Annotated in this window: 20 protein-coding genes; 8 read left to right on the plus strand and 12 right to left on the minus strand. The window is 65.1% G+C overall.

Annotated elements, in window-relative coordinates; all coding sequences use genetic code 11:
- The first annotated feature begins 28 nt into the window (after positions 1 to 28).
- Positions 29 to 1,012, plus strand: a complete 984-nt coding sequence (locus BTO32_RS04820; RefSeq protein WP_245820273.1) for a LysR family transcriptional regulator — start codon at positions 29 to 31, stop codon at positions 1,010 to 1,012.
- 178 nt (positions 1,013 to 1,190) lie between these two features.
- Positions 1,191 to 2,153, plus strand: a complete 963-nt coding sequence (locus tag BTO32_RS04825) for a carbohydrate kinase family protein (protein ID WP_076723330.1) — start codon at positions 1,191 to 1,193, stop codon at positions 2,151 to 2,153.
- 23 nt (positions 2,154 to 2,176) lie between these two features.
- Here the strand turns inward: BTO32_RS04825 and xylB are convergent, their stop codons facing one another.
- The 7 genes from xylB to BTO32_RS04860 form a co-directional block, all read right to left on the minus strand.
- Positions 2,177 to 3,670: a xylulokinase gene (gene xylB / locus BTO32_RS04830; RefSeq protein ID WP_076723331.1), complete on the minus strand. Its 1,494-nt coding sequence runs from the start codon at positions 3,668 to 3,670 to the stop codon at positions 2,177 to 2,179.
- A 3-nt stretch (positions 3,671 to 3,673) separates the two neighbouring features.
- On the minus strand, positions 3,674 to 4,642 hold the full coding sequence (tal, locus tag BTO32_RS04835; RefSeq protein WP_076723332.1) for a transaldolase: 969 nt from the start codon (positions 4,640 to 4,642) through the stop codon (positions 3,674 to 3,676).
- Positions 4,643 to 4,716: 74 nt separating this feature from the next.
- The gene (locus BTO32_RS04840; protein ID WP_076723333.1) at positions 4,717 to 6,192 is read right to left on the minus strand and encodes a mannitol dehydrogenase family protein; all 1,476 of its coding nucleotides are present in this window, start codon (positions 6,190 to 6,192) and stop codon (positions 4,717 to 4,719) included.
- A 122-nt stretch (positions 6,193 to 6,314) separates the two neighbouring features.
- On the minus strand, positions 6,315 to 7,424 hold the full coding sequence (locus BTO32_RS04845; protein ID WP_076723334.1) for an ABC transporter ATP-binding protein: 1,110 nt from the start codon (positions 7,422 to 7,424) through the stop codon (positions 6,315 to 6,317).
- Between the two features lie 14 nt (positions 7,425 to 7,438).
- Positions 7,439 to 8,272, minus strand: a complete 834-nt coding sequence (locus BTO32_RS04850) for a carbohydrate ABC transporter permease (RefSeq protein ID WP_076723335.1) — start codon at positions 8,270 to 8,272, stop codon at positions 7,439 to 7,441.
- Between the two features lie 12 nt (positions 8,273 to 8,284).
- Positions 8,285 to 9,241, minus strand: a complete 957-nt coding sequence (locus tag BTO32_RS04855; RefSeq protein ID WP_076723336.1) for a carbohydrate ABC transporter permease — start codon at positions 9,239 to 9,241, stop codon at positions 8,285 to 8,287.
- Positions 9,242 to 9,299: 58 nt separating this feature from the next.
- A complete protein-coding gene (locus BTO32_RS04860; RefSeq protein ID WP_425435219.1) occupies positions 9,300 to 10,586 on the minus strand; it encodes an ABC transporter substrate-binding protein in 1,287 nt (428 codons plus the stop codon).
- Between the two features lie 363 nt (positions 10,587 to 10,949).
- On the opposite strand from BTO32_RS04860, the gene BTO32_RS04865 reads away from it, so the two are divergent.
- From BTO32_RS04865 to BTO32_RS04880, 4 genes are all read left to right on the plus strand, one after another.
- A complete protein-coding gene (locus BTO32_RS04865) occupies positions 10,950 to 11,849 on the plus strand; it encodes an AraC family transcriptional regulator (RefSeq protein ID WP_076723338.1) in 900 nt (299 codons plus the stop codon).
- Between the two features lie 268 nt (positions 11,850 to 12,117).
- Positions 12,118 to 13,146 carry a TRAP transporter substrate-binding protein gene (locus tag BTO32_RS04870; RefSeq protein WP_076723339.1) on the plus strand — a complete coding sequence of 343 codons (1,029 nt, stop codon included), beginning with the start codon at positions 12,118 to 12,120 and terminating at the stop codon, positions 13,144 to 13,146.
- Between the two features lie 19 nt (positions 13,147 to 13,165).
- On the plus strand, positions 13,166 to 13,711 hold the full coding sequence (locus BTO32_RS04875) for a TRAP transporter small permease subunit (protein WP_076723340.1): 546 nt from the start codon (positions 13,166 to 13,168) through the stop codon (positions 13,709 to 13,711).
- On the plus strand, positions 13,708 to 15,042 hold the full coding sequence (locus tag BTO32_RS04880; RefSeq protein ID WP_245820274.1) for a TRAP transporter large permease: 1,335 nt from the start codon (positions 13,708 to 13,710) through the stop codon (positions 15,040 to 15,042). The genes BTO32_RS04875 and BTO32_RS04880 overlap by 4 nt, the downstream gene beginning before the upstream one ends.
- A gap of 18 nt (positions 15,043 to 15,060) precedes the next feature.
- Here BTO32_RS04880 and BTO32_RS04885 read toward each other — a convergent pair whose 3' ends face one another.
- Positions 15,061 to 15,885, minus strand: a complete 825-nt coding sequence (locus BTO32_RS04885) for an IclR family transcriptional regulator (RefSeq protein ID WP_076723341.1) — start codon at positions 15,883 to 15,885, stop codon at positions 15,061 to 15,063.
- 312 nt (positions 15,886 to 16,197) lie between these two features.
- Here BTO32_RS04885 and BTO32_RS04890 point away from each other — a divergent pair, with 312 nt between their 5' ends.
- Entirely contained in the window at positions 16,198 to 17,367 is a 1,170-nt protein-coding gene (locus BTO32_RS04890) for an acyl-CoA dehydrogenase (protein ID WP_076723342.1), read from the plus strand.
- Positions 17,368 to 17,407: 40 nt separating this feature from the next.
- On the opposite strand, the gene oadA is transcribed toward BTO32_RS04890, so the two are convergent.
- The 3 genes from oadA to BTO32_RS04905 form a co-directional block, all read right to left on the minus strand.
- Positions 17,408 to 19,207 (minus strand): sodium-extruding oxaloacetate decarboxylase subunit alpha, encoded by a 1,800-nt coding sequence (gene oadA, locus BTO32_RS04895; protein WP_076723343.1) that lies wholly within the window; start codon positions 19,205 to 19,207, stop codon positions 17,408 to 17,410.
- A gap of 21 nt (positions 19,208 to 19,228) precedes the next feature.
- Positions 19,229 to 20,650: an acetyl-CoA carboxylase biotin carboxylase subunit gene (locus tag BTO32_RS04900; protein WP_076723344.1), complete on the minus strand. Its 1,422-nt coding sequence runs from the start codon at positions 20,648 to 20,650 to the stop codon at positions 19,229 to 19,231.
- Positions 20,651 to 20,814: 164 nt separating this feature from the next.
- Entirely contained in the window at positions 20,815 to 21,687 is an 873-nt protein-coding gene (locus BTO32_RS04905; RefSeq protein ID WP_076723345.1) for a carboxylate/amino acid/amine transporter, read from the minus strand.
- A gap of 98 nt (positions 21,688 to 21,785) precedes the next feature.
- Here BTO32_RS04905 and BTO32_RS04910 point away from each other — a divergent pair, with 98 nt between their 5' ends.
- A complete protein-coding gene (locus BTO32_RS04910; protein WP_076723346.1) occupies positions 21,786 to 23,183 on the plus strand; it encodes an MATE family efflux transporter in 1,398 nt (465 codons plus the stop codon).
- Here the strand turns inward: BTO32_RS04910 and BTO32_RS04915 are convergent.
- Positions 23,171 to 24,175, minus strand: a complete 1,005-nt coding sequence (locus BTO32_RS04915; protein WP_076723347.1) for a GGDEF domain-containing protein — start codon at positions 24,173 to 24,175, stop codon at positions 23,171 to 23,173. The genes BTO32_RS04910 and BTO32_RS04915 overlap by 13 nt on opposite strands.
- Positions 24,176 to 24,303 lie beyond the last annotated feature (128 nt).

A 24,303-nucleotide genomic window follows, 5' to 3' on the forward strand; every position in this document is an offset into this window, starting at 1 on the left:
AAATAACGATGATTAAACATTTACTTTTATGAACGTAAAACAAAATCAGGACACCCCCAGCCCGGCCTCAGCGGTTATGGCGGAGCTGGGACAGGTGGGCGATTACGAGATCCGGCTGTTGCGGGTATTCAAGACCGTGGTGGAGTGTGGCGGCTTTTCCGCCGCCGAGGCCGTGCTCAACGTTAGCCGTTCCACCATCAGCGTGCACATGTCCAATCTGGAACAGCGCCTGAAGCTGACCCTGTGCACCCGGGGGCGCTCGGGCTTCGCCCTGACCGAGGACGGGGTCATCATCTACGACGCCGTACGGCGACTGTTCTCCCAGATGGAGGATTTCCGCTCCACCGTCAACGCGCTGCACGTGCAGGTCAGCGGCGAACTGAACCTGGTCGCCAGCGATACCATCAGCCTCGACAGCCGCAGCTGTTTTCCCGACGTGCTGGGGGCCTTCTGCCAGCGCGCGCCCGACGTCTACATCAACTTCGAAACCGCGCCCATGAACGAGATCGAGCGGCGCATTCTCAACGACGAGGCGGATGTGGGGTTCATCCCCTACCACCGGGAGCTGGACGGCCTGGTGTACCAGCCACTGTACGAAGAAACCTGCTACCTGTACTGCAGTGACGGCCATCCCCTGTTCGACCTCGACGACACCCCCGACCGGATCCGCGCCCGGGTGGGGGAATACAAACTGGTGCACGCGGGCATTCAGACCAACCCGCAGGTTGCCGTCCAGTTGCAGGGGCTGAACAAGGCCGCCTCGGCCTACTACTACGAAACCCGCCTTGCCATGGTGCTGTCCGGCGCCTATCTGGGCTTCCTGCCGGAGCAGTACGTCGAGCCCTGGGTCCAAAAGGGAAAGCTCAAGCCACTGCTGCCGGATGAGCGGGTGTACAAGCTCGGGATCGCCGCCATTACCCGCCGTCACGGCCGCTTCAACAAACCCAGGGATGTGTTCATGGAAGTTCTGGTTCAACACACCCGGCCGGAATTTCAGGCCGAGAGCCGGTGATCACGGTCGGGGCAAGCGCCCCGGCTCCGCCCATTCCGATACTTTTTTTACTCTTATTGCATACATAATCCCAAAATAATTCATATTTAAATCAAGGATATATGTAACATTGCCCGGCCTGTGCTAGCCTGTCCGGCAAGCACCCAGTCATGGTCATTGATGGCGAGAGACGGACATCATGATGAAAGTCATCAGTTTCGGAGAGGCCCTGATCGACATGCTCTCCAACCGCGTGGCCGGCACCGCGCCGGACGGGCCGGAAACCTTCACCCGCTTCCCGGGCGGCGCCCCGGCCAACGTCGCGGTGGCCGTCGCCAAGCTCGGCGGCCGCAGCTACTTCGCCGGCAAGGTGGGTCGGGACATGTTCGGCGATTGTCTGCGCGACGCAATGGCGGCGGCGGGCGTCCGCACCGACTATCTGCTGCAGACCGACCAGGCCAAAACCGCCCTGGCCTTCGTCTCCCTCGATGCCCGGGGCGAGCGCTCGTTCGAGTTCTACCGCTCGCCGTCGGCGGACCTGCTGTTCCGGCCCGAGGAGTTTCGGCCGGCGTGGTTTGCCGAGCCCGGCCTGTTCCATTTCTGCTCCAACACGCTGACCGAACCCGGCATTCGCGCCACCACCCTGGCCGGCATCGAACAGGCCCGCGCCGCCGGGTACCTGATCAGCTTTGACGTCAATCTGCGCCACAACCTGTGGCCGGCCGGGGTCGACCCGACGCCCTTCCTGTGGCAGGCCATCGCCCGCAGCGACCTGCTCAAGCTGTGCCGCGAGGAGCTGGCGTTCCTGTGCCGGGACCGGACCGAAGCCCAGGTGCTGGAGCGGATCCGCGCCGCCGGCGTCAGCCTGATCCTGATTACCGACGGCGGCGACCCGCTGTGCTATCAGGGCACGCGCCTAGCGGGCCGGCTGCACCCCCCGGCCACGCGGGCGGTCGACACCACGGCGGCCGGGGATGCCTTTACCGGGGGCGTCCTCTACGCCCTGGCGGAACGGGGTATCGATCGCGACCGCCTGGCCGCTCTGGACGACCGGGACCAGCTTGAGGCGATCCTGGACCTGGGGATGCGCTGCGGCGCGTTCACTGTCACCCGCAAGGGCGCCTTCGACGCCCTGCCCACTCAGGCAGACCTGAACGCCTAGTCCCGGCGCGTTGCCTGCGGCCTTCAGGCATCGGGGTGAAGCTGGTTCAGGTGCCGGCGGTAGCGTTGATAGGCGTCCCGGTAGCGGGCCACCGCCCCGGCCTCGGGCGTCACCGCCGAATCCGGGTCCAGGGCAACGAAACGGCCACACAGCTCCGCCAGGGAAACACCGGTGCCTCGCTGATGCTGTTCGCACCAGGCGGCCTGGATCGCCGCCCCCAACGCGGCGGCCTCCCCCACCCGGGGGCAGACCACCTGGGTGTCGAGAATCTCGGCCACCAGCCGGCGCCAGAGCGGGCTGCGCGCACCGCCCCCGATCAGGCGGATACTGTCGCAGCGGATTCCACTGGCCCGCAGCAGGTCGAGGCCATGGCGCAGGCCGAAGGTGGTCCCTTCCAGAGCCGCCCGGCAAAGATTGGCGGGAGTCAGATTCTGGGTGTTCAGTCCGAGCAGGCTGCCGCTGGCCCGGGGCAACGCCGGCACCCGCTCACCGTTCAGGAACGGCAGCAGGGTGATGCCGCCGGCGCCGATGCCGGCGCGGTCGGCCTCCTGCTGGAAGCGCTCGAGATCGTAACCGAACAGCGTGCGCACCTGATGGACGACCCCGGTCAGGTTCATGGTACAGATCAACGGCAGCCAGGCATTGCTGGAGGAACAGAACGGTGCCACCAGCGGCGACGACAGCACCGGCGGACGCTCGGTGCAGGCATAGAGCGCGCCGGACGTGCCAAGGCTCAGGGTGACAATGCCATCGGCGATGTTGCCGGTGCCGATGGCGCCCATCATGTTGTCGCCACCGCCGCTGGCCACCAGCACACCCTCCGCCAGCCCCAGCTCCCGCGCCAACGCCGGGCGCACCGTCGCCACCGGTTCCTCGGCCCGGAGCAGCCGTGGCAACGCCCGCTCCAGCCGCCCGTCCGGTGCGATCAAAGCCAGCACCTCGGGCGCCCAACGCCGGGTGCGCACATCGAAGTAGCCGGTACCGGAGGCGTCGCCACGCTCGGCGGCGCACTCACCGGTCAGCCAGTAATTGAGGTAATCGTGCGGCAGCAGGATCGTGCCGATCCGCCCGAAGGCCTCGGGCTCGTGCTGTTTCAGCCACAGCAGTTTGGACAGCGTATAGCCGGTGGCCGGCACCAGCCCCAGCCGTTCGAGACAGCCCGCCTCGCCCCCCAGCTGCGCCACCAGTTGGGCGTTCTGGGCCGCGCTTTCGGTGTCGCACCAGAGCTTGGCCGGCCGGATGACCGCGCCGGCACGATCCAGCAGCACCATGCCATGCTGCTGTCCGGACACGCCAATGGCACGGATCGCCCGGCCGTCGATGCCGGCACGGTCGAGCGCCTGACGATAGGCCTGGCGGAAGGCGTGAGTCCACCACTCAACGCGCTGCTCGCGGCGGCCGTTGGCGGCGCTGATCAGCTCATGGGCGGCCTGTCCTTCGCCCCGGATGCGAGCCTGCTCGGGATCCAGGATCACCACCTTGGTCCCCTGCGTGCCGCAGTCGACACCCAGATACATGGCTTACCGCCTCCCCGTCAGACGCTCGCGCAGCAGCTGTTCCAGCCGCCGCTGATCCGCCTCGAACCCCCGGATGCCCTCGGCCAGCTTGTCGGTGGCCATGGCATCCTCGTTCATCCGCCAGCGGAACTCGGCCTCGGTCAGCGGCGCCACGGGTTCCGCCGGTGCCTGCGGCTCCCGCCCCAGAACCGGTTCCAGCAGACCGTGCGTCGACGCCAGCTCATCGAGCAGCTCCGGGCTGATGGTCAGGCGGTCGCAGCCGGCGAGCGCCAGGATCTCGCCACAGTTGCGAAAACTCGCGCCCATGACCCGGGTGCGGTAGCCCTGCTGCCAGAAGTAACGCTGGATGCGCTGCACCGAGCGTACCCCCGGTTCCTGCGCCGGCGGGTCCTGCCGCTCCGGTTGGTGGCGCCGGTACCAGTCCAGGATCCGGCCCACGAAGGGCGAGATCAGCCATACGCCGGCCTCGGCGCAGGCCCGGGCCTGGACAAAGCTGAAGATCAGGGTGAGGTTGCAGGCAATGCCCTCGCGCTCGAGCACCTCGGCGGCGCGGATCCCCTCCCAGGTCGCGGCCAGCTTGATCAGGACCCGGTCGCGGCCGACGCCGGCCTGTTCATAGCCCGCAATCAGACGCCGTGCCTTGGCAATGCTGGCCTCGGTATCGAAGGACAGGCGGGCGTTGACCTCGGTGGAAACACGCCCCGGCACCGCCTCCAGGATCCGGCAGCCCAGGGCCACCACCAGGCGATCGCAGGCATCGTCGATGATCGCCTCCAGGTCCCCGCCGGTGCCGGCCGAAGCCTGCAGGACCGGATCGATCAGGGCGTCGTACTGGCCCGACTGCACCGCCTTCAGAATCAGCGACGGGTTGGTGGTGGCATCCTCCGGGGCGAAGCGGCGGATCGCCTCCAGATCGCCGGTATCGGCGACCACGACACTGTACTGTTTTAACTGCTCCAGAAGCGTGGGCATTCCTGAATTCTCCTTGACCGGGCCCGGACCACCGGGCCACACACTGAAGGGGTATCCGCCGGCGCCGGGCCGGCTCATTCAGCCAGCGTCAGCGCCAGGGTCCTGCGTACCCCCAGGGTCTGCAGGCGCTCGAGCTGCCGGCGGAAGGCGTCCACGAACGCCGGACAGGCTGGAATCTTCCGCCCGAATACCGGCTCCAGCGCCAGCACCCGCTCGACCTGGTCCGGCCCGGGGCGGGTCGCCTGAGCGACCTGTTCGGCCCGGGGGTCGCCCACCGTGAACGGGCGCCCCTGCTCATCCACCGCCCGCTGATACTGCACCCAGGCAGCGAAGATGAGGGCGGTCCGTGCCAGTGGCGCGCCGGTATCGATCTGGCGCATCAGGGTCGGCACCACGAACTTCGGCAGCCGTGACGAGCCGTCGTAGCCGATCCGGCTGATCTGGTCGCCGATGGCGACATTGGCGAAACGCTGGATCAGGGTGTCCTTGTACGCCGTCAGGTCGATACCGGGCACCGGTTTCAGCCCGGGCGTCACGTCCCGGTCCATATAGGCCCGGACATAGTCACGCAGTTGCCGGTCCTGCATGGTTTCATGGGCGTAGCGGTGGCCCAGCAGAGCCCCGAGGTAGGCCAAGGCCTGGTGGCCGCCGTTGAGCAGGCCAATCTTCATGTCCTCGTAGGGGGTCACGTCGTCGGTGAACTGGACGCCAACCGTTTCCCAGGCGGGCCGGCCGTCGCAGAAACGGTCCTCCAGAACCCACTGCGAGAAGGGTTCGGCCACCACCGGCCAGGCGTCCTCGATGCCGGTTTCCGCCTGCAGCCGGCGCCGGTGGGCGTCGCTGGTGGTCGGCGTGATGCGGTCTACCATCGAATTGGGGAAACAGACGTGCTCGGCGATCCAGTCGCCCAGGGCAGGATCGCGCCGCCGGGCAAATCCCAGCAGAGCGTTGCGCGCCACCCGGCCGTTGTGCGGCAGGTTATCGCAGGACATCACGGTGAACGGCGCAACGCCGGCGGCGCGCCGACGCGCCAGCGCCTCGGCCAGGAAACCGAACACCGTGGTGGGTGCCTCGGGGTGCGCCAGGTCGTGGCGGATCGCCGGCAGGTCGGCGAGAAACTCGCCGGTGTCGTCATCGGTGCAGTAACCGCCTTCGGTGATGGTCAGGGAGACGATGCGCGTCTGCGGCGACGCCAGCCGGGCGATCAGCCCCGGACGGTCCTCGTCGGCGAGCAGGAAGTCGCCGATCGCCCCCACCACCTGGATCCGGGTGTCGGCGCTGTCGCCCAGCTCGTAGAGGGTGTAGAGATAGTCCTGGGACACCAGCGCCTCACGCATGGCGCGGTCTTCCGGGCGCAGGCCGGCGCCGCAAATGCCCCATTCCATTGCCTGCCCCTGCTGGAGCAGCTGTTCGGTGTAAATGGCCTGATGCGCACGGTGGAAGCCGCCGACCCCAATGTGCACGATGCCCTGCCGGACCCGGCGGCGGTCGTACACGGGCCGGAGCACCCGCGCCGGCAGTCGAGCCAGTGTTTCGCTGTTGAGTTTCATCGTCGTTACCCCGGGCCGTTCGGCCCTGCCGTTGGTCATCCAGGGGGCGCCGCGGACAAGCAGCCCCGGGCCCGCCAGCCGGCGGGCCAGAATCCGGTTTGCACAGGTGTGGTTGCGAGGGCTCAGGCAGCCTGTGCCGGCGCCCCCGGTTTGGGCATGGCCCGGCCACTGGCGTCGAACAGGTGGCCGTGGGCGAGATCCGGCAGCAGCCCCACCCGGTCACCGAAACGCCCGGAGAAGTCTCCCGGGGCCCGCACGGTGAGGGTCTCGCCGCTGTCCGTCCTGACATAGCAGTAGGTGTCGGCCCCAAGGTGCTCAGTGACATCCAGGGTGACCTGGAACGGGCTCGCCTGGGCCTCGCACACCTGGATATGCTCCGGCCGTATCCCCAGCGTCACCGCGTCCCCCGGTTTCAGGCCCCGTCCCTCCAGCTCCAGGCGATACTCCGGCCCGCACGCCAGGGCCACCGAGACCGTGGAAGCCTCCGCCGCCGTCACCCGGCCATCGAGGAAGGCCATTCGCGGCGTGCCGATGAAGCCAGCCACGAAGCGGTTCACGGGGTGGTGATACAGCGTCAGCGGCGAGCCCACCTGTTCGATGCGGCCGCCGTTGAGCACCACGACCTTGTCCGCCAGCGTCATGGCCTCCACCTGGTCGTGGGTGACATAGATCATGGTGGCGTTCAGCTCCTGGTGCAGTCGCGCCAGTTCCAGCCGCATCTGCACGCGCAGCGCGGCATCCAGGTTGGAGAGGGGTTCATCAAACAGGAAGATCTTCGGATGACGGACGATCGCGCGCCCGATCGCCACCCGCTGGCGCTGACCGCCGGACAGGGCCCTGGGCTTGCGCTCCAGCAGGGGCTCAAGCTCCAGGATGCGGGCCGCCTCCGCCACCTTGGCCGCCACCTCGGCCTTGTCGACGCGGGCCAGGTCCAGCGCGAACGAGAGGTTCTTCCTCACGGTCATGTGCGGATACAGGGCGTAGGTCTGGAACACCATCGCCAGGTCGCGCCGAGCCGGCGCCATGTCGGTGATCTCGCGGTCGTCCAGATAGATGTGGCCGCCGGTCACCTCCTCCAGCCCGGCGATCAGGCGCAGCAGCGTGGATTTGCCACAGCCCGAGGGGCCGACGAAGACCACGAACTCATGGTCCTTGATGTCCAGATCAATGCCCTTGATGATTTCGGTCCCCTCGAAGACCTTGTGCAGATTACGGATTGTCAGATTCGCCATGGGGAAACCTTTTGTTATTTGACAGCACCGAAGGAAAGACCACGGACCAGTTGTTTCTGGCTCAGCCAGCCGAAGACCAGGATCGGCGCACAGGCCAGGGTCGAGACCGCGGACAGCTTCGCCCAGAACAGCCCCTCGGGGCTTGAGTAGGACGCCACCAGCGCCGTCAGCGGCGCGGCACTGGAGGAGGTGAGGTTGAGCGACCAGAACGCTTCGTTCCAGCTCAGGATCAGCGACAGCAGCACGGTGGAGGCGAGGCCGCCCTTGGCGATCGGCAGCAGCACGCGGCAGATCTCCTGCGCCGCCGTGGCACCGTCCAGGCGGGCCGCTTCGAGAATGTCCCGGGGGATTTCCTTGAAGTAGGTGTACACCATCCACACCATGATCGGCAGGTTGATCAGCGTGTAGATGATCACCAGTCCGGTCTTGGTATCGAGCAGGCCGAACTGTTTGAACAGCAGGTAGATGGGCACCAGCACCCCCACCGGCGGCAGCATCTTGGTGGACAGCATCCACAGCAGCGTACCCTTGGTGCGCCGGGTCTCGAAGAACGCCATGGAATACGCCGCCGGCACCGCCAGCAGCATGCCGAACAGGGTCGAGCCGAAGGACACCACCACCGAGTTCCAGGCGTAGTGGAAGTAGTCGCTGCGCTCGTCGATGTGCAGGTAGTTCTCCAGCGTCGGCCGGAACCACAGTTCCGGCGGGCTGGCGAAGGCCGCCAGCTCGGTCTTGAAGCTGGTCAGGATCATCCAGAGGATGGGGAAGAACAGCGCCAGGGCCACCAGCCAGGCCAGAGTGCCCAGCAGCAGGGTGCGCAGGCGACGCGTCTGTTTCAGGGTCAGCATCGTCTCGTCTCCTCAGGCCTTGTCGGTCAGGTTCCTGCCGATCATCCGTACCAGGACGAAGGCGGCGATGTTGGCGATGACCACCGCAATCAACCCGCCCGCCGAGGCCATGCCCACGTCGAACTGCAGCAGTGCCTGGCTGTAGATCAGGTACGCCAGGTTGGTGGTGTCGTAGCCGGGACCGCCGCCGGTGGTGGTGTAGATCTCGGCGAAGATCGACAGCAGGAAGATGGTCTCGATCATGATCACCACGGCGATGGGGCGGGCCAGGTGCGGCAGGGTGATGTGCCGGAAGATCGCCAACGGGCCGGCGCCGTCGAGGCGAGCGGCATCCTTCTGCTCCTGGTCCAGGGACTGCATGGCGGTCATCAGGATCAGCACCGCGAACGGGATCCACTGCCAGGACACGATCATGATGATCGACAGCAGCGGATACTCGGCGAACCAGTCGACCGGGGTGGCGCCGAACAGGCGCCAGACGGCAGCAAATACGCCGGACACCGGGTGCAGCAGCAGGTTTTTCCACACCAGGGCACTGACCGTGGGCATGATAAAGAACGGCGAGATCAGCATCACCCGCACGATGCCGCGCCCGAAGAACGGGGTGTCCACCAGTACCGCGATCAGGACCCCGGCGATCACGCTGATCGCCAGCACCGAAAGCACCAGCCACAGGGTGTTCAGGGCCCCGGCGACGAACCCCTCGTCGGTCAGGAAGTAGTGGTAGTTCTCCAGCCCGACGAACGGCTCGTCCCCGGGGTAGAGCAGGTTGTAGCGGATCAGGGAGAAATAGACCGTCATGGCCAGCGGCACCGCCATCCACAGCAGCAGCGACGCCACCGACGGCGACAGCATCGCCAGCCCGATGCGGCGCCCCCGACGGAGGCGGGGCGCCGGGTGTCGCGTTGTCGTTCCAGTTCTGGCCTCAGTCACGGTGTTCACCCCTGCCTGCAGACTCGTGATACTCATGGCTTGTTCCCATCCTTGTGAGTCGGCGCAAACCGCCCGGCGAACCGGGCCAGGTGCATCACTTGATGTAGCGCGCGCGTTTCATTTCCCGCTCGGACACCGCCTGGGCACTTTTCAGCGCCTGGGGCACCGACAGGCTGCCGGAAAGAGCACCGGAAACCAGCTTGCCGACCTGGGTGGCGATGGACTGGAACTCCGGAATCGAGACCAGCTGGATGCCGGTATAGGGCACCGGCTTGAGCGTCGGATCGTTCGGGTCGGCCCGCTCCAGCGAGGTCAGGGTCACCGCGGCGAACGGTGCCGCGTTCATGTACGCCTCGTTGCGGTAGGTGGACAAGCGGGTACCGGGGGGAATCGCGGCAATGCCGTACCGTTCCGCAACCAGCTCGGAATACTCCTTGGACGTCGCCCAGACCGCGAACGCCCGGGCCGCGTCCTTGGCATCGGAGCTGGAGGGGATCGCCAGCGCCCAGGACCAAAGCCAGCCTGCGCCCTTCGCCGTCACTTCCTTCGGCGCCAGCGCGAATCCGACCGCATCCGCCACCTCGCTCTGACTCGGATCGGTCACGAAGGCACCGGCCACGGTGGCGTCCACCCAGAGGGCACACTTGCCGGAATTGAACAACGCCAGATTTTCGTTAAAACCGTTGGACGAGGCGCCGGGCGGACCATACTGTCCCAGCAGATCGGTGTAGAAGGTGATGGCCCGGGTCCACTCGGGGCCGGTGAACTCGGGGTGCCAAGCCTCGTCGAACCACCGGGCCCCGAAGGCGTTGGCCAGCGTGGTCACCAGCGCCATGTTTTCACCCCAGCCGGCCTTGCCCCGCAGGCAGATGCCGTACTGTTCCTGCTCCGGCCGGTTCAGGGTCTTGGCGAACTCGCGGATCTGGTCCCAGCTGGGCTGTTCCGACATCGACAGTCCGGCGGCCTCGAACAGGTCCTTGCGGTAGTAGGTCATCGAGCTTTCGGCGTAGAACGGCAGGCCGTAGAGCGTGCCGTCCACCGACAGGCCATCCCGGACCGACGGGAAGATGTCGTCGACGTCGTAGCTGGCCGGCAGGTTCTCCATGGGCGTCAGCCAGCCCCGCGCACCCCACAGGCCGGTCTCGTACAGGCCGATGGTCATCAGGTCGAACTGTCCACCCTCGGTGGCGATATCGGTGGTCAGGCGCTGGCGCAGCACGTTCTCTTCCAGCACCACCCAGTCCAGCCGGATATCCGGGTGGGTTTTCTCGAACTCGGCGGAAAGCTTCTGCATCCGGACCATGTCACCGTTGTTGACCGTCCCGATGGTGACGGTGGTGCTGGCCCATGCGGTGGACGACATGGCGATGGCGGATGCCATCAGCACGGGAACTAGGCGGGTTTTCATCAAGACACACTCCTTTGCCGTGGCCGGCTCGTTGTTATCGTTCTAGGCACCCGACCGCCGTGCCGGAGGGGAACGGCGGGGAGCGAGGGTGACCCAATTAGACTGCATGCCCGGAGCCCGGACAAATCCATAATTGACTCAATCCCTGTACTTTTTTGCACACCCCGGAGCCCGGAATGGGCGGGCGGGCTGCCGCTCGCCTTGCCGGTTTACCCGTTTTTTCATTGGCTTATGGATTCCTGAAAAATCGGCGGGGTGAACAAAGTGTACAGATCCGGTGCAATTTCCTATCATGGGCCGTCACAAACAAAAACAACAGGCACCCAGGTGACGGCCATGACCTCTCGCCCACTTCGCCAATCCGATCCGTCGTACGAGCTGATTCCCCCGAAAACCAACGGTTCGATCCTGTACCGCCAGCACGGCTTCCCGGACGAGCTGGTGCGCTGGCACTACCACAAGGAATACGAGCTGCACCTGATCACCCACAGCACGGGCAAGGTGTTCGTCGGGGATTACATCGGTAACTTCTATCCCGGCAACCTGATCCTGACCGGCCCCAACCTGCCACACAACTGGATCAGCCATACCGACGAGCAGGACGTCTACCCGGAGCGCGACCGCGTGGTGGTGTTCACCGACGAGGTCATCCAGTCCGCCCGCCAGGTGATGCCGGAGTTCGGAGAACTGGACGACCTGCTCTACCGTTCGCGCTTTGGCATCCAGTTCGAAGGCCGGGACACGATCCGCCGCGCCTACGACCTGATGGACCGGATCGCCCACTCGGACGGGCTGGAAAGCCTGGGGCACTTCCTGGTGTTCATGGACATGCTGGCCAAAACCGACGACTACCGGCTGCTGTCGAGCGAAAACTACTTCTCGGTCGCCGGTGAAAAGAACCAGCAGCGGGTCAACCAGGCGGTGAACTACATCTTCGATCACTACCACGAGGACCTGTGCCTGGAGGAGGTGGCCGCCGAGCTGGACATGAAACCCTCCTACTTTTCACGTTTCTTCCGCCAGGCAACGGGGCGCCGCTTCGTGGAGTTCGTCAACAGCCTGCGCATCAACCGGGCTTGCGACCGCCTGGCCCACAGCGACATGTCGATCACCGAGATCTGCTTTGATGTCGGCTTCACCAACATTTCCAACTTCAACCGCCGGTTCATGGCCCTGAAAGGGATGACCCCCTCCGAATACCGCCGGCTCGCCGCGGTGGCCTGCTCGATCGAATGATCCGCGCCGGCGGGCCGCAGGGCCGTGCCACCTGTTGGTGCAAGGCGCCGGCAAAGGTTGAGCGGAGTTAACCTGAACATCGACTATTTGATATTTATCCCCCTATTCCCCTCATGCAGACTGCCCCTTGCCAGCCGTTGGATGCCAAGCGTTTGCATTTGCAAACGGCTCTTGGCTCAACCCTGTGCGAGTCATAACAACAACCTACCGCCAACACGCTACCGCCCAAGTGGCGCAACCTTGCAGTAGAACTAAGGGACTCGGAAAAATGAACGCTTTCTGGAAGACCACACGTAAAACACTCACGGCATTCGTTCTGGCCCTCGTGGCCGGCGTGACATCCATGCAGGCCATGGCGGAACAGACCTTCAACTGGCGCTTCAGCAACCTCTATTCCCGCGGCACCGCCTATGCGGAGGTCTATGAAAACTTCGCCAGAAACATCGAAACCATGTCCAACGGACGCATCAGGATCCAGGTGCTGTACGCTGGCGAGGGCGTGGGCCAGACCGGCGTGCTGGGCGCGGTCAAGTCCGGTCTGGTGCAAATGGGCGCCATCTTTCAGCCCGCCCATTCCGGTGAGATCCCCTTTGGCGTGGTGGAAATCGGTTTGCCCGGAACCACGGACGACGCCACCAAGCTGAGCGCGCTGTTCCACGAACAGGGCTGGCAGCCCATCCTCGAACAGGCCTACAACCAGCAGGGCGTCGAGTGGATCGAAACCTACTTTCAGCCCGCCGTCTATGTCCTCACCAACAAGCCCATCCGCTCCATCGATGACTTCAAGGGTCTGAAAATCCGCGCCCCCGGAGCCTATGGCAAATTCTTCCGCGAGCTGGGTGCCTCCCCGGTTTCCCTGGCCTGGAATGAAATCTATACGTCCCTGGCCACCGGCGTGATCGACGGCTCCATCGGCTCCAACCTGATCGACCACCGGGACGGCAACCACGTGGAAGTGGCGAAATACATGTACCCCCTGCCGGTGGCCGGTGCCCAGGCCATGCCGATCATCGTCAACAAGAAAGCCTGGGACAGCCTGCCGGAGGACCTCAAGGCGATCGTGAAAACCGCCGGCGCCCGGCATGCCCAGGAACAGCTGGACAAGTCCACGGTCTGGGTCAGCCAGGCGGTGGCGGACATGGAAGCCAAGGGACTGCAGTGGAGCCCCGAGCCGTCCGAGGCAGACCGCCAGGCCTGGCGGGCAGCGGCCAGGAAGGTCTGGAACGACTACGCCAAGGGCGACAAGATCAGCGCCGAGCTGGTGAAGATTCTGGAAGCCTCCGGCGCCGCCCACTAGGCAACGGAGCCTCGATGTCATGTTGTATTCGATCCTTCGATGCTGGTGCCAGGCGGTGGAGGCCCTGGTCACCGGCCTCGGGCGCCTGGTTGCCTGGGGCGTGCCCCTGCTGGCCCTGGTCGTCGCGTTTGAAGTGGTCTCCCGCTACCTGCTGAACCGTCCCACCGTATGGGCGTTCGATGTGTCCCTCTTCATCTTTGCCTACGTCGGCGCCCTTGGCGGCGCGTTCGCGCAGCAGCGCAAGGCACACATCAATGTGGACATTCTCTACCTGAGTGTTCCCCCTCGCTGGAAACACGTTTTCAACCTGCTGTCCTACCTGCTGGGGGGCTTTTTCCTGGTCATTGTCTGCCACCTAGGCTGGGGCAAGATGGAAGAAGCCATCGAATTCGATTACCGCCGGCAAAGTGAATGGGCTCCCTCGATGATCCATTTCTGGGTCATGATCGTGGCGGCATCGGCGGTGTTTCTGCTGCAGCTGAGCAGTGATTTCCTGCAGAACCTCTGGCAGCTGATGACCGGCCAGCCATTGCTCGATGACAGGGAGACGGGAGGTTCCGCATGATCAGCGTGGAGCTGCTGACCGCCGTTCTGTTCGGCTGCATCCTGATCGCCTTTGCCCTCGGGGTACAGGTGGGGCTGGCGCTGGGTGGCATTGCCATGCTGGTGGGCTACTTCACCTGGGGCGACGCGGTGTTCAACGTGGTCCCCACCACCCTGGAAGACAACTTCTTCAATTTCATCCTGCTGTCCATTCCCCTGTACATCTACATGGGCCAGCTGCTGACCCGCTCGGGGGTTGGCGAGGCCATGTTCAGCGCCAGTCAGGCCGTCATTGGCCGGGTCCGGGGGTCACTGGCCATCAGCGTGATCATCGTCTGCTCGCTGATCGGCGCCATGGTGGGGATTATCGGGGCGGGGATCATGACCTCGGGCAGCATCGCCCTGAAGCCCATGCTGGAGCGGGGCTATGACAAGCGTCTGGCGCTGGGGGTGATCATGGCCGGCGGCGGCCTCGGCATCCTGATCCCGCCCAGCGTGCCCATGATCATGTACAGCGCAGTCACGCAAAATTCCGTGGGCCGTCTCTTTGTCGCGGCCATCGTACCGGCGTTGCTGGCCGTGTTGATGTTCATCGCCTACATCGTCATCTCCTGCCGGCTCAACCCGGAGCGGGCCCCGCTGATGACCGAGGAAGAGCAGAACATGACCGGCCGGCAGCGCCTCAAGCGACTGCGGGACGGGGGACTGGGCCTGCTCCTGATCGTCGCGGTGCTGGGCTCGATCATGGCCGGCATCGCCACCCCGACCGAATCCGGCGCCATCGGCGTCATCGGCGTCATCGGCGCGGTGCTGCTCGCGGTGATCTACCGGCGCTTCAAACCCAGCCTCCTGCGCGTGGCCGGGGTGGAGACGACACTGCTGGTGGCGGTGGCCATGTGGATCATCATCGGCGCGTCGGTGTTCAGCAACTTTCATCTGTTGATGGGCATCCAGGGCCTGGTGGCCCGGTTTACCGCCGATCTGGGGCTGCCGCCCTGGGGGGTGATTCTGCTCATGCAGGGGATCATGCTGCTGCTGGGCTTCATCATCGACGAGTTCATCATCGTGCTCATGTGCGCCCCGATCTTCACGCCCATCGCCGTCAGCCTGGGCTATGATCCGGTCTGGTTCGGCATCCTGATGATTCTCAACATCGAAATTGCCATCCAGACCCCCCCCTATGGCTTCGCCCTGTTCTATCTCAAGGGCATCGCGCCACCGGGCGTCACGATGCTGGACATCTACCGCTCGATCACACCCTTCGTGCTGATCAAGCTGGCGGTCCTGATGCTCTGCATCGTGTTCCCCGAGCTGGTGCTGTGGCTGCCCGACCGGCTGATGGGCCCGGGTTGACCCCAGTGTCGCGCCGGCTCAGACCCCCAGCGACTCGATATCGCCCGCCAGCATGGCCAGCTGGTGGGCGATGGTGTCCCGCAGCCGGTCGGCGGGTACCAGGTAGGAGGGTGCGGAGCAGGTCAGCGCCATGATGGTGCCGTCCTGCAGGTGAATGGGCACGCCGGCGGAGTTGATGTTGCGGTCCCATTCCCCCAGGGATAGACAGAAGCCATGGGCCCTGTAGTCCTCCATGGCCTGCGTCAGGCCCTGCCGTTTCTCCGGCCAGTCCTCGCCATACTTGAGCGCCAGGGCGTCATCCAGCAGCGCGCGGTCCTGATCGCCGATGGCACAGTAATAAGCCCGACCGGCGGCCGTGGTGGCCAGGGGCAGCTTCAAGCCAATCTCCATACGCAGCAGCGAGGCTTCCGGCGGCAGCCGGTTCTCCACGTAGATCATGTGCAGGCGGTCCCGGCAGGTCAGCCCGACCGACATGTTGGTTTGGCGGGCAAACTCGTCCATGTAGGGCTTGGCCAGCTGGCGCACCTTGAGGTTGGAGACGTAGGCGTAGCCCAGGGCAAGCACGCCGGAGCTGAGCTGGTACTTTTCCAGCTGGGTGTTGTAGCTGAGGTAGCCCAGTTTGGTCAGGGTGTACGTCATCCGGGACACCGTGGGCTTGGGCAGGCCGGTGATGCGGGCGATGTCCTGGTTGCCGAGGATCACCGACCCCTGGGTGAAGGCGCGCAACACATCCAGGCCCCGGGACAGGGACTCCACGAACTTGCGGTCTTTTTCCGGTTTCACCGGCTCGCCCGCGTCGAAGGCCACCATCAGTTCCGGTGCGTTGTTTTTTGTCCGTGCCATCGTGGGGCGTCCTCCTGCTGATTCGCCAGTGCCGGTTCCGGGATCTGCTCGCATGTCGTCGGTCACCAAGAAGGCGCCATTTTAAGCGGTTAACCGCCGCCAGCACCAGAAACACGGCTCAAAATCCGCACCAACCCCCACCCATTTCGACCCGGCTTTTCAATCTGCCCGTGAATGTCGTGCCCCGCCGAGGCCTGCGCCAGGCTTGCATTCCCTATTCGGTCAAACTACGCTCTGAAAACCACAAATACAAAACTCTGTTTCGCACAACGAAACAGAACCGCAAATCACGCCATCAACAGGAGACTCACCATGGCTTCCGCCCCCTGGGACGACCTGCTCCATCTGGATCAGCAGCTGGACGAAACCGAACGCCAGGTCCGGGACAGCATCCGCAGCTTCTGCAACCAGCGCCTGATGCCCGGCATCCTCGAGGCCAACCGCCACGAAACCTTCGACCGCACCCTCTTCAACGAAATGGGCGAGCTGGGCATGCTCGGCGCGACCCTGCCGGAAGAATACGGCGGTCCGGGCCTCAACCATGTCTGCTACGGCCTGATCGCCCGGGAGGTCGAGCGGGTGGACTCGGCCTACCGGTCGGCGCTCAGCGTTCAGTCCTCGCTGGTCATGTACCCGATCTTCCGCTACGGCCAGGAGGCGCTGAAAAAGCGCATCCTGCCGAAGCTCGCATCCGGCGAGTGGGTGGGCTGCTTCGGCCTGACCGAGCCGAACCACGGCTCCGATCCCGGCGGCATGGAAACCCGCGCCCAAAAGGTCGACGGCGGTTACCGGCTGAGCGGCGCCAAGACCTGGATCACCAACGCTCCGATCGCCGATGTCTGTGTGGTCTGGGCCAAGCTGGAGGGACAGGTGACGGGGTTTGTCATCGAACGGGCGGGCGCCACCGGGCTGGACACCCCGAAGATCCCGGGCAAGTTCTCCCTGCGAGCCTCGGAGACGGGTTCCATTTTCATGGATGAGGTGTTCGTGCCGGAGGAAAACCGGCTGGGGGTGGAGGGCCTGAAGGGCCCCCTGAGCTGCCTGACCAAGGCCCGCTACGGCATCAGCTGGGGCGCCCTGGGCGCTGCCGAGTTCTGCTGGCACGCGGCCCGCCGCTACACCCTGGAACGCACGCAGTTCGGCCGGCCACTGGCGGCCAACCAGCTGGTGCAGAAGAAACTGGTGGACATGCAGACTGAAATCACCCTGGGACTGCAGGCGGTGCTGCGGCTCGGACGGATGATGGATGAGGGCACCGCGACACCGGATGCGGTGTCCCTGCTCAAACGCAACAACTGCGGCAAAGCCCTGGACATCGCCCGGGTCGCCCGTGACCTGCACGGCGGCAACGGGATCTGCGACGAGTACCACGTCATCCGCCACGTGATGAATCTGGAAGCCGTGAACACCTACGAAGGCACCCACGACATCCATGCCCTGATCCTGGGGCGGGGCCAAACCGGCATTCAGGCGTTCAGCTGAGCCGGCGTGGACGGCCGCCGGATGGCGGCCGTCCCGACGCTCATCCGATATCCACCAGGACTTCGCCGGGCACCACCCGGTCGCCCTTGGTCACGAACACGCCCTGCACCGTGCCGGACACCGTGGCCTTGACCTCGGTTTCCATTTTCATGGCCTCGACGATCAACACCGGGTCGCCGGCCGTCACCGTGTCCCCTTCCTTCACCAGGACATCGACGATGTTGCCCGGCATGCTGGTGGTGACATGCCCTTCCTTGGTGGCACTGGCACGGCCGCCGGATTTGGCGCCACGCTCGGCGGCGTCCGCCTCGGATTCCAGATGCACTTCCTCCGGCACCCCGTCCACCGTCATGTAAAAGCGGCGTTCGCGCTCGCTGACCGGGTTGGCGCCGGTCACGTGGATGTCGTAGGACTCGCCGTGCACGGTGATCTTGAACCGGGTCGCCACGGGGCCACCGCCTCCCGGGGTGGGCTCCGGCTCCAGCGGCTCCGGCTGCAGAGTGCCGTCACGGCGCTGCTCCAGATAGGTGCGGGCCTGATCCGGGAACATGGCGTAGGTGAGCACGTCCTCCTCACAGGTCGCCAGGTCGCCCACCTGCGTCCGCAGCTCGGCCAGCTCCCTCGGAATCAGGTTGGCGGGCCGCTCCTCGATCAGCTCCTCCTTACCCACGGCCCGCCGCTGCAGCTCCGGATCCACCGGGGCCGGAGCCTTGCCGTACCAGCCCTGCAGGTACTTCTTGACCTCGTTGGTGATGGACTCGTAACGCTTGCCGGACAGCACGTTGATCACCGCCTGGGTACCGACGATCTGGGAGGTCGGGGTCACCAGAGGCGGATAGCCCAGGTCCTTGCGCACCCGGGGGATTTCCTCGAACACGTCCTGAATGCGCTCCAGCGCGCCCTGCTCCCGCAGCTGGTTGGCGAGGTTCGACATCATACCGCCCGGCACCTGGGACAGCAGCACCGAGGTGTCCACGCCGTTGTACTCGCTCTCAAACTGGTGGTATTTCTTGCGCACTTCCCGGAAGTGGCGGGTGGCCTTGTCCAGCAGCGCCAGGTCCAGGCCCGTGTCGTAGCCGGCGTCGTGCAGAGCCGCCACCAGGGATTCGGTGGGGGGATGGCTGGTGCCGCCGGCGAAGGCGGACAGGGCGGTGTCGATGTGATCCACCCCGGCTTCCATCGCCGCCCACTGGCACATGGGGGCCATGCCGGAGGTGGCATGGGAATGCAGGAACACCGGCAGGTTCAGTGTCTGTTTCAGTTTGCCCACCAGCTCAGCGGTGACCGCCGGCGTGAGCAGGCCGGCCATGTCCTTGATGGCGATGCTGTCGGCGCCCATGTCGGCCATCGCCTTGGCCTGCTCCAGGTAGGCGTCGATGGTGTGCACCGGGCTGACGGTGTAGCAGATCGTGCCCTGGGCATGCTTGCCGGCCTTCTTCACAGCCCGGATGCTGGTTTCCAGGTTGCGCACGTCGTTCAGGGCGTCAAAGATGCGGAACACGTCCATGCCGTTCTCGGCCGCTTTGGCGACGAAGGCTTCCACCACGTCGTCGCCGTAATGGCGGTAGCCCAGCAGGTTCTGGCCCCGCAGCAGCATCTGCAGACGGGTGTTGGGCAGGGCCTTACGCAGGGTGCGCAGGCGTTCCCAGGGGTCTTCCTTCAGAAAGCGGACGCAGGCGTCGAAGGTGGCGCCGCCCCAGCATTCCAGCGACCAGTATCCGGCCTGGTCCAGCCACTCGCAGGCCGGCAGCATGTCTTCGGTACGCAGCCGCGTGGCAATCAGGGACTGGTGGGCGTCCCGCAGGATAACGTCAGTGATGTGAATCTTACGCTTGCTCATGGGATCTCTCCGGTATTCTTGTTACAGGCCCGCCTGGGCCGCGATGGCGGCGGCAATGGCCGTGGCAATGGATTCGGGGCGGGTCTTGGTGCTGTATTCCAGCAGTTGCGGGTTGCGTTCCACGAAGCCGGTGTTGAAGTTGGCGGCCTGGAAGTCCGGGTGCTCCAGGATCTGCCGGTAATAGGGGATGGTGGTCTGGACACCGTAGATGCCCATGTCCCCCAGCGCCCGGCGGGAACGGTCGATCAGCTCCGGCCAGTCCATGGCCCAGACGATCAGCTTGGCGCACATGGAGTCGTAGTAGGGCGGAATTTCATAACCGGTGTACATGTTGGCATCGGTACGCACACCCGGGCCACCGGCCGAGTAGTAGCGGCTGATCCGGCCGAAGCTGGGCAGGAAGCCGTTCTTGGGGTCCTCGGCGTTGATCCGGAACTGAGCCGCGAACCCACGGTAGTGGATGTCGTCCTGAGTCAGCCCCAGGGGCTCGCCGGCGGCGATGCGGATCTGCGCCTTGATGATGTCGACACCGGTGATTTCCTCGGTGATGGTGTGCTCCACCTGTACCCGGGTGTTCATTTCCATGAAGTAGAAGCTGCCGTCGTGGTCGAGCAGGAACTCCACGGTGCCGGCGTTGACGTAACCGCACTGCCGGGCCACGCGCTTGGCCAGCTCGCCGATGTGCTCCCGCTGGCTCTCCGACAGCTGGGGCGAGGGCGCCAGCTCGATCAGCTTCTGATTGCGGCGCTGGATCGAACAGTCGCGCTCGTACAGATGCACCACGTTGCCGTGCCCGTCCGCGAGAATCTGCACCTCGATGTGACGCGGCTCGATGATGCACTTTTCCAGATACACCTCGGCGCTGCCGAAGGCCTTGGTGGCCTCGGAGATGACCCGCTCGTAGTTCTGGCGCAGTTCCTTCTCGTTGTCACACCGACGGATACCTCGGCCACCGCCGCCGGAGGTGGCCTTGAGCATCACCGGATAGCCGATCTCGGCCGCCTGGACGACGGCGTCCTCCACGTCCTTCAGGTTGCCATCGGAACCGGGCGTCACCGGCACCCCGGCGGCGATGGCGGTCTGCCGGGCCTGGGTCTTGTCACCCATGGCGGCAATGGCCTCCGCGGACGGCCCGACGAAACGGATGCCCCGTTGCTCGCAGATGGCCGCCAACTCCGCGTTCTCGGACAGGAAGCCGTAACCGGGATGCAGGGCATCGCAGCCGGTCTCCACCGCCAGGTTGACGATGTGATGGGGGTTGAGGTACCCGGACAGCGGGTCCTTGCTGATCTGATAGGCCTCGTCGGCCTTTTTGACATGCAGCGAATACTGATCCGCTTCAGAGTAGATGGCCACTGAGCGGATACCCAGCTCACTACAGGCCCGGGCAATCCTGACCGCTATCTCACCGCGATTGGCGATCAGTAGCTTCCGTATAGCCATGGACAATCCTCCAGCTTGGGACGTCGGTTCGGTTAATTAATAAAGGAATGACATCCGCGAGAGACGCCACACGTTAACGATAGACCCGCCGCCGGAAAACCGGCAAACCGTCAGTTTCCGTAGCAATTTGTAACGGCGGACAGATGGACCGCCCGTGGGCGCGGCTACGACGCGGCCGCCAGCCGGGCCCGGGGATGAAAGCGGGCATTCACCCACAGCGAGAAAGCAATGACCGCGCCGCCGATCGCCAGACGCAGAAGGTCCGCGTCCCGGTTCCAGATCAGCAGGTTGACCAGCAGTCCGGCGGGAACCAGGGCATTGTTCATCACCGCCAGGGTGCCGGCGTCGACCCGGCACGCGCCCCGGTTCCACAGGAACAGCCCCAGGCCCGAGGCGGCGAACCCGAGCCAGGCGAGAATGCCCCACTGCAGGCCGGTACTGGGCAGCCGGTCCATGTTACCGAAGACCAGGAACGACGGCAGGGCCACCAGCAGCGCACCCAGGAAGAAGTAGCCAAAGGTGCGAAAGGGCGGTATCTCCAGCGGGTAACGCTGCATCAGGTGCTTGTAGCCCACCTGGCCAGCGGCGAAGGTGAAGTTGGCGACCTGCAACAACAGGAAGCCGGTGATGAAATCCTGACTCAGGCCGTCGTAGCGGATAATGCCGGCCCCGACGGTAGCGATGGCGGCGGCCAGCAGGGCCACCGGCGAGAAACGACGGGCCAGGGCATCGTCGACCAGAGTGACATACAGCGGTGTGAAAATGGTGAACAACAGCACCTCCGGTACCGTCAGGTAACCGAAGGAACGGTACAGGCACAGGTAGGTGATGCCGAACTGCAACATGCCGGTGCCGAGGATGCCGAGCCTGAGCGCCGCCGGCACCCCTCGCCAGCGCAGGAACGGCAGAAACACCAACGCCGCGATCAGCACCCGGGTCAGCACCGCGAAGTCACTGTCGACCCGACCGGCCAGGAATTCGCCGATCAGGCTGAAGGAAAAGGCCCAGAGAATCGTTACGAAAACCAGCAATGCCATGGCCACTCACCTCCTGTCATTCGAGGGGCGTAATGTACCCGCTTTTCGGTTAGGATGCAGGCCTGTTTTTTCCGTCAACCCAGGAACAGATCCGGCCCATGGACCCAACCCACCAACCCATGCCCGAGACCCGGCGCCCCCTGCTGCCAGGCATCGTTTCGGAATGGCGCACCCTGGCCCGCCTGGGCGGCCCGATCCTGATCGCCCAGGTGGCACAGATGGCCAACGGCGTTATCGACACCGTGATGGCCGGCCATGCCAGCGCCGAGGACCTGGCCGCAGTGGGCATCGGCAGCAGCCTGTGGATGCCCCTGTTCCTGTTCTTCATGGGGACCCTGAGCGCCCTGCAGCCGATCATTTCCGGCTACCATGGCGCGGGCCAGTGGCCTCGGGTCCTGCCGGTGACCTGGCAGGGCCTGTACCTGGCCGTGGTCAGCACGGTCCTGATGATCCTGGCGCTGATCAATGTCCAGCCGGTACTGGACCTGTTGTCCCTGGAACCGCAGACCGCCCGGGTCACCCAGGGCTACCTGGATGCCTTCGCCTGGGGCGTGCCGGCGATGCTGCTGATGGTGGCGCTGCGGGGGCTGACCGACGGCCTGGGCCATACCCGGGTGATCATGGCCTTCTCGGTGCTCTCGACCCTGGTCAACCTGCCTCTGAATTACATCTTCATCTACGGTCGTCTGGGGCTCCCGGCCATGGGCGGCGTGGGCTGCGGCTGGGCCACCGCCATCGCCAACAGCCTGGCGGCGGTGGCGCTGCTGGTGTACCTGAACCGTAGCCGGGCGTACCGCCGCTTTCACCTGCTGACCGGCTGGACCGCCCCGGACCGGGAGCGTCTGGGGGAGATTCTGCGCATCGGCATTCCAATCGGCTTCACCATTTTTGTGGAAGCCAGCATGTTTTCCGTGATTGCGCTGTTTCTGGCGCCGCTGGGTCCGGTGGTGGTGGCGGGGCACCAGATTGCCCTGAACGTGGTGTCGCTGCTGTTCATGCTGCCCCTGAGCCTGGGCATGGCGCTGACCCTGCGGGTCAGTTTCCTGATCGGTGCCGGCGCACCGACCACCGCCCGGCGACTGTCCCTGAGCGCCCTTGGACTGGCCGGCGTCATCGCCCTGGCGTTCGCCAGCGCTCTGCACGCCTTCGCTCCGGCCATCGCCGCCCTGTATTCCGACGAGGCGGATGTGCGCGCGGTCACCGTGACCCTGCTCGGCTTCGCCGCGCTGTTCCAGGTGGCGGACGTGGTTCAGGTTACCTGCATCAGCGCCCTGCGAGGCTATAAGGACACCCGCGTTCCCATGTTCATCATGCTGCTGTCGTTCTGGGGTATCGGCCTGCCCGTGGGTTACCTGCTGACCTTCACCGATCAGCTCTGGCCAGCCATGGGGGCGGCGGGCTTCTGGCTCGGGCTGACGGTGGGGCTGGCCACCGCCGGCCTGCTGCTGGGCTGGCGGCTGGTGCGCTATCCGGCGCTGCCCACTCAGGCCGACTGAGACGCCACGGCCATCAGAACATCGGCAAAGACAATTCGGTCGCGACCGCCGGCCTTGGCCTGGTACAGCGCATCGTCGGCCCGGGCGATCCAGCTTTCCACCGTTTCGCCGTGGCGCAGCAGCGCCACCCCGAACGACGCGGTCACCGGTCCGCCCGGGTGCTTCATATGCCGGCGCAGCACCTGTTGCAGGTGGCCCATCACCGCCTCCAGATCGGCGCCATCCACACCCGGCAACAGCAGCACGAACTCCTCGCCACCGTAACGGAACAGCTGGTCGGACTTGCGGGTGTTCTGGTCGATCAGCGTCACCAAGTCGGTCAGCACCTGGTCGCCAACGCTGTGACCATACTCGTCGTTGATTTTCTTGAAGTGGTCGATGTCCAGCAGCGCCAGCGCATAGGACAGGCCGGTCCGCTCGGCGTTCGCCGCCGCCATCTGCAGCTCCTCGTCCATGGAGCGGCGGTTCTTCACGCCGGTCAGCGGGTCCACCGTCGCCAGGTGCTCCAGCCGCCGGCGCTGGTTCTGGTTGCGCCGGGCGAAGACGTAGGCACAGGCACTGACCACCGCCGCCGTGGCCGCAAAGGACCACATCTGGACCGGTGACCGGAACGCCCCGCCGTGCACCATCAGGGCCAGGATGGACAACACATTCAGGGTCACCGCGATCCGGGGTGAGGTCAGGAAAAAGGTGGTGACCAGGCAGGGGTACAGCCAGAACAGACCCGGCTCCCCGACCACGAAGCCCACCAATACCGCGCCGGAGCAGGCCACCAGAGCCAGAAACAGCCCGCTCCGGCGGGTATCCCCGGTACGCCAGGCGTAGACCACGCCGGCGCTGATGCCCGTCAGGATGGTCAGATCGATGGCAGCGGCAAAGGGGTTACCCTGCAGAAACCGCAGCACCGCGAACGGGGTGATCCCGAGAATGGCGCTGGCGCCCAGCAGGGTAATGATGGACAGGCGGAAATCATTCCTGAGTCGGTGGAGCATCAAAGATATATCCAGAATGGTGTAATTCAGCGATTTGAGAATAGCTTACGCCGGTGCGGCTGGCGCCTTGAAGCTACGATTCTTAACAATTTGTGTGGATAGCCGCACGTTCAGTGACGCTGGGAAAC

Source organism: Marinobacter lutaoensis (genome assembly GCF_001981305.1).
Lineage (GTDB): Bacteria > Pseudomonadota > Gammaproteobacteria > Pseudomonadales > Oleiphilaceae > Marinobacter > Marinobacter lutaoensis.

What these genes read in the sequence shown, in the direction of transcription:
- tal (WP_076723332.1), bottom strand. Translation starts at nt 4,642, where the DNA reads ATGCCCACGCTTCTGGAGCAGTTAAAACAGTACAGTGTCGTGGTCGCC.
- BTO32_RS04845 (WP_076723334.1), bottom strand. Translation starts at nt 7,424, where the DNA reads ATGGCGAATCTGACAATCCGTAATCTGCACAAGGTCTTCGAGGGGACC.
- BTO32_RS04865 (WP_076723338.1), top strand. Translation starts at nt 10,950, where the DNA reads ATGACCTCTCGCCCACTTCGCCAATCCGATCCGTCGTACGAGCTGATT.
- BTO32_RS04855 (WP_076723336.1), bottom strand. Translation starts at nt 9,241, where the DNA reads ATGAGTATCACGAGTCTGCAGGCAGGGGTGAACACCGTGACTGAGGCC.
- BTO32_RS04825 (WP_076723330.1), top strand. Translation starts at nt 1,191, where the DNA reads ATGATGAAAGTCATCAGTTTCGGAGAGGCCCTGATCGACATGCTCTCC.
- BTO32_RS04875 (WP_076723340.1), top strand. Translation starts at nt 13,166, where the DNA reads ATGTTGTATTCGATCCTTCGATGCTGGTGCCAGGCGGTGGAGGCCCTG.
- BTO32_RS04905 (WP_076723345.1), bottom strand. Translation starts at nt 21,687, where the DNA reads ATGGCATTGCTGGTTTTCGTAACGATTCTCTGGGCCTTTTCCTTCAGC.
- BTO32_RS04890 (WP_076723342.1), top strand. Translation starts at nt 16,198, where the DNA reads ATGGCTTCCGCCCCCTGGGACGACCTGCTCCATCTGGATCAGCAGCTG.
- BTO32_RS04820 (WP_245820273.1), top strand. Translation starts at nt 29, where the DNA reads ATGAACGTAAAACAAAATCAGGACACCCCCAGCCCGGCCTCAGCGGTT.
- BTO32_RS04880 (WP_245820274.1), top strand. Translation starts at nt 13,708, where the DNA reads ATGATCAGCGTGGAGCTGCTGACCGCCGTTCTGTTCGGCTGCATCCTG.
- BTO32_RS04850 (WP_076723335.1), bottom strand. Translation starts at nt 8,272, where the DNA reads ATGCTGACCCTGAAACAGACGCGTCGCCTGCGCACCCTGCTGCTGGGC.
- BTO32_RS04900 (WP_076723344.1), bottom strand. Translation starts at nt 20,650, where the DNA reads ATGGCTATACGGAAGCTACTGATCGCCAATCGCGGTGAGATAGCGGTC.
- xylB (WP_076723331.1), bottom strand. Translation starts at nt 3,670, where the DNA reads ATGTATCTGGGTGTCGACTGCGGCACGCAGGGGACCAAGGTGGTGATC.
- BTO32_RS04910 (WP_076723346.1), top strand. Translation starts at nt 21,786, where the DNA reads ATGGACCCAACCCACCAACCCATGCCCGAGACCCGGCGCCCCCTGCTG.
- BTO32_RS04860 (WP_425435219.1), bottom strand. Translation starts at nt 10,586, where the DNA reads ATGGCATCCGCCATCGCCATGTCGTCCACCGCATGGGCCAGCACCACC.
- BTO32_RS04915 (WP_076723347.1), bottom strand. Translation starts at nt 24,175, where the DNA reads ATGCTCCACCGACTCAGGAATGATTTCCGCCTGTCCATCATTACCCTG.
- BTO32_RS04870 (WP_076723339.1), top strand. Translation starts at nt 12,118, where the DNA reads ATGAACGCTTTCTGGAAGACCACACGTAAAACACTCACGGCATTCGTT.
- oadA (WP_076723343.1), bottom strand. Translation starts at nt 19,207, where the DNA reads ATGAGCAAGCGTAAGATTCACATCACTGACGTTATCCTGCGGGACGCC.
- BTO32_RS04840 (WP_076723333.1), bottom strand. Translation starts at nt 6,192, where the DNA reads ATGAAACTCAACAGCGAAACACTGGCTCGACTGCCGGCGCGGGTGCTC.
- BTO32_RS04885 (WP_076723341.1), bottom strand. Translation starts at nt 15,885, where the DNA reads ATGGCACGGACAAAAAACAACGCACCGGAACTGATGGTGGCCTTCGAC.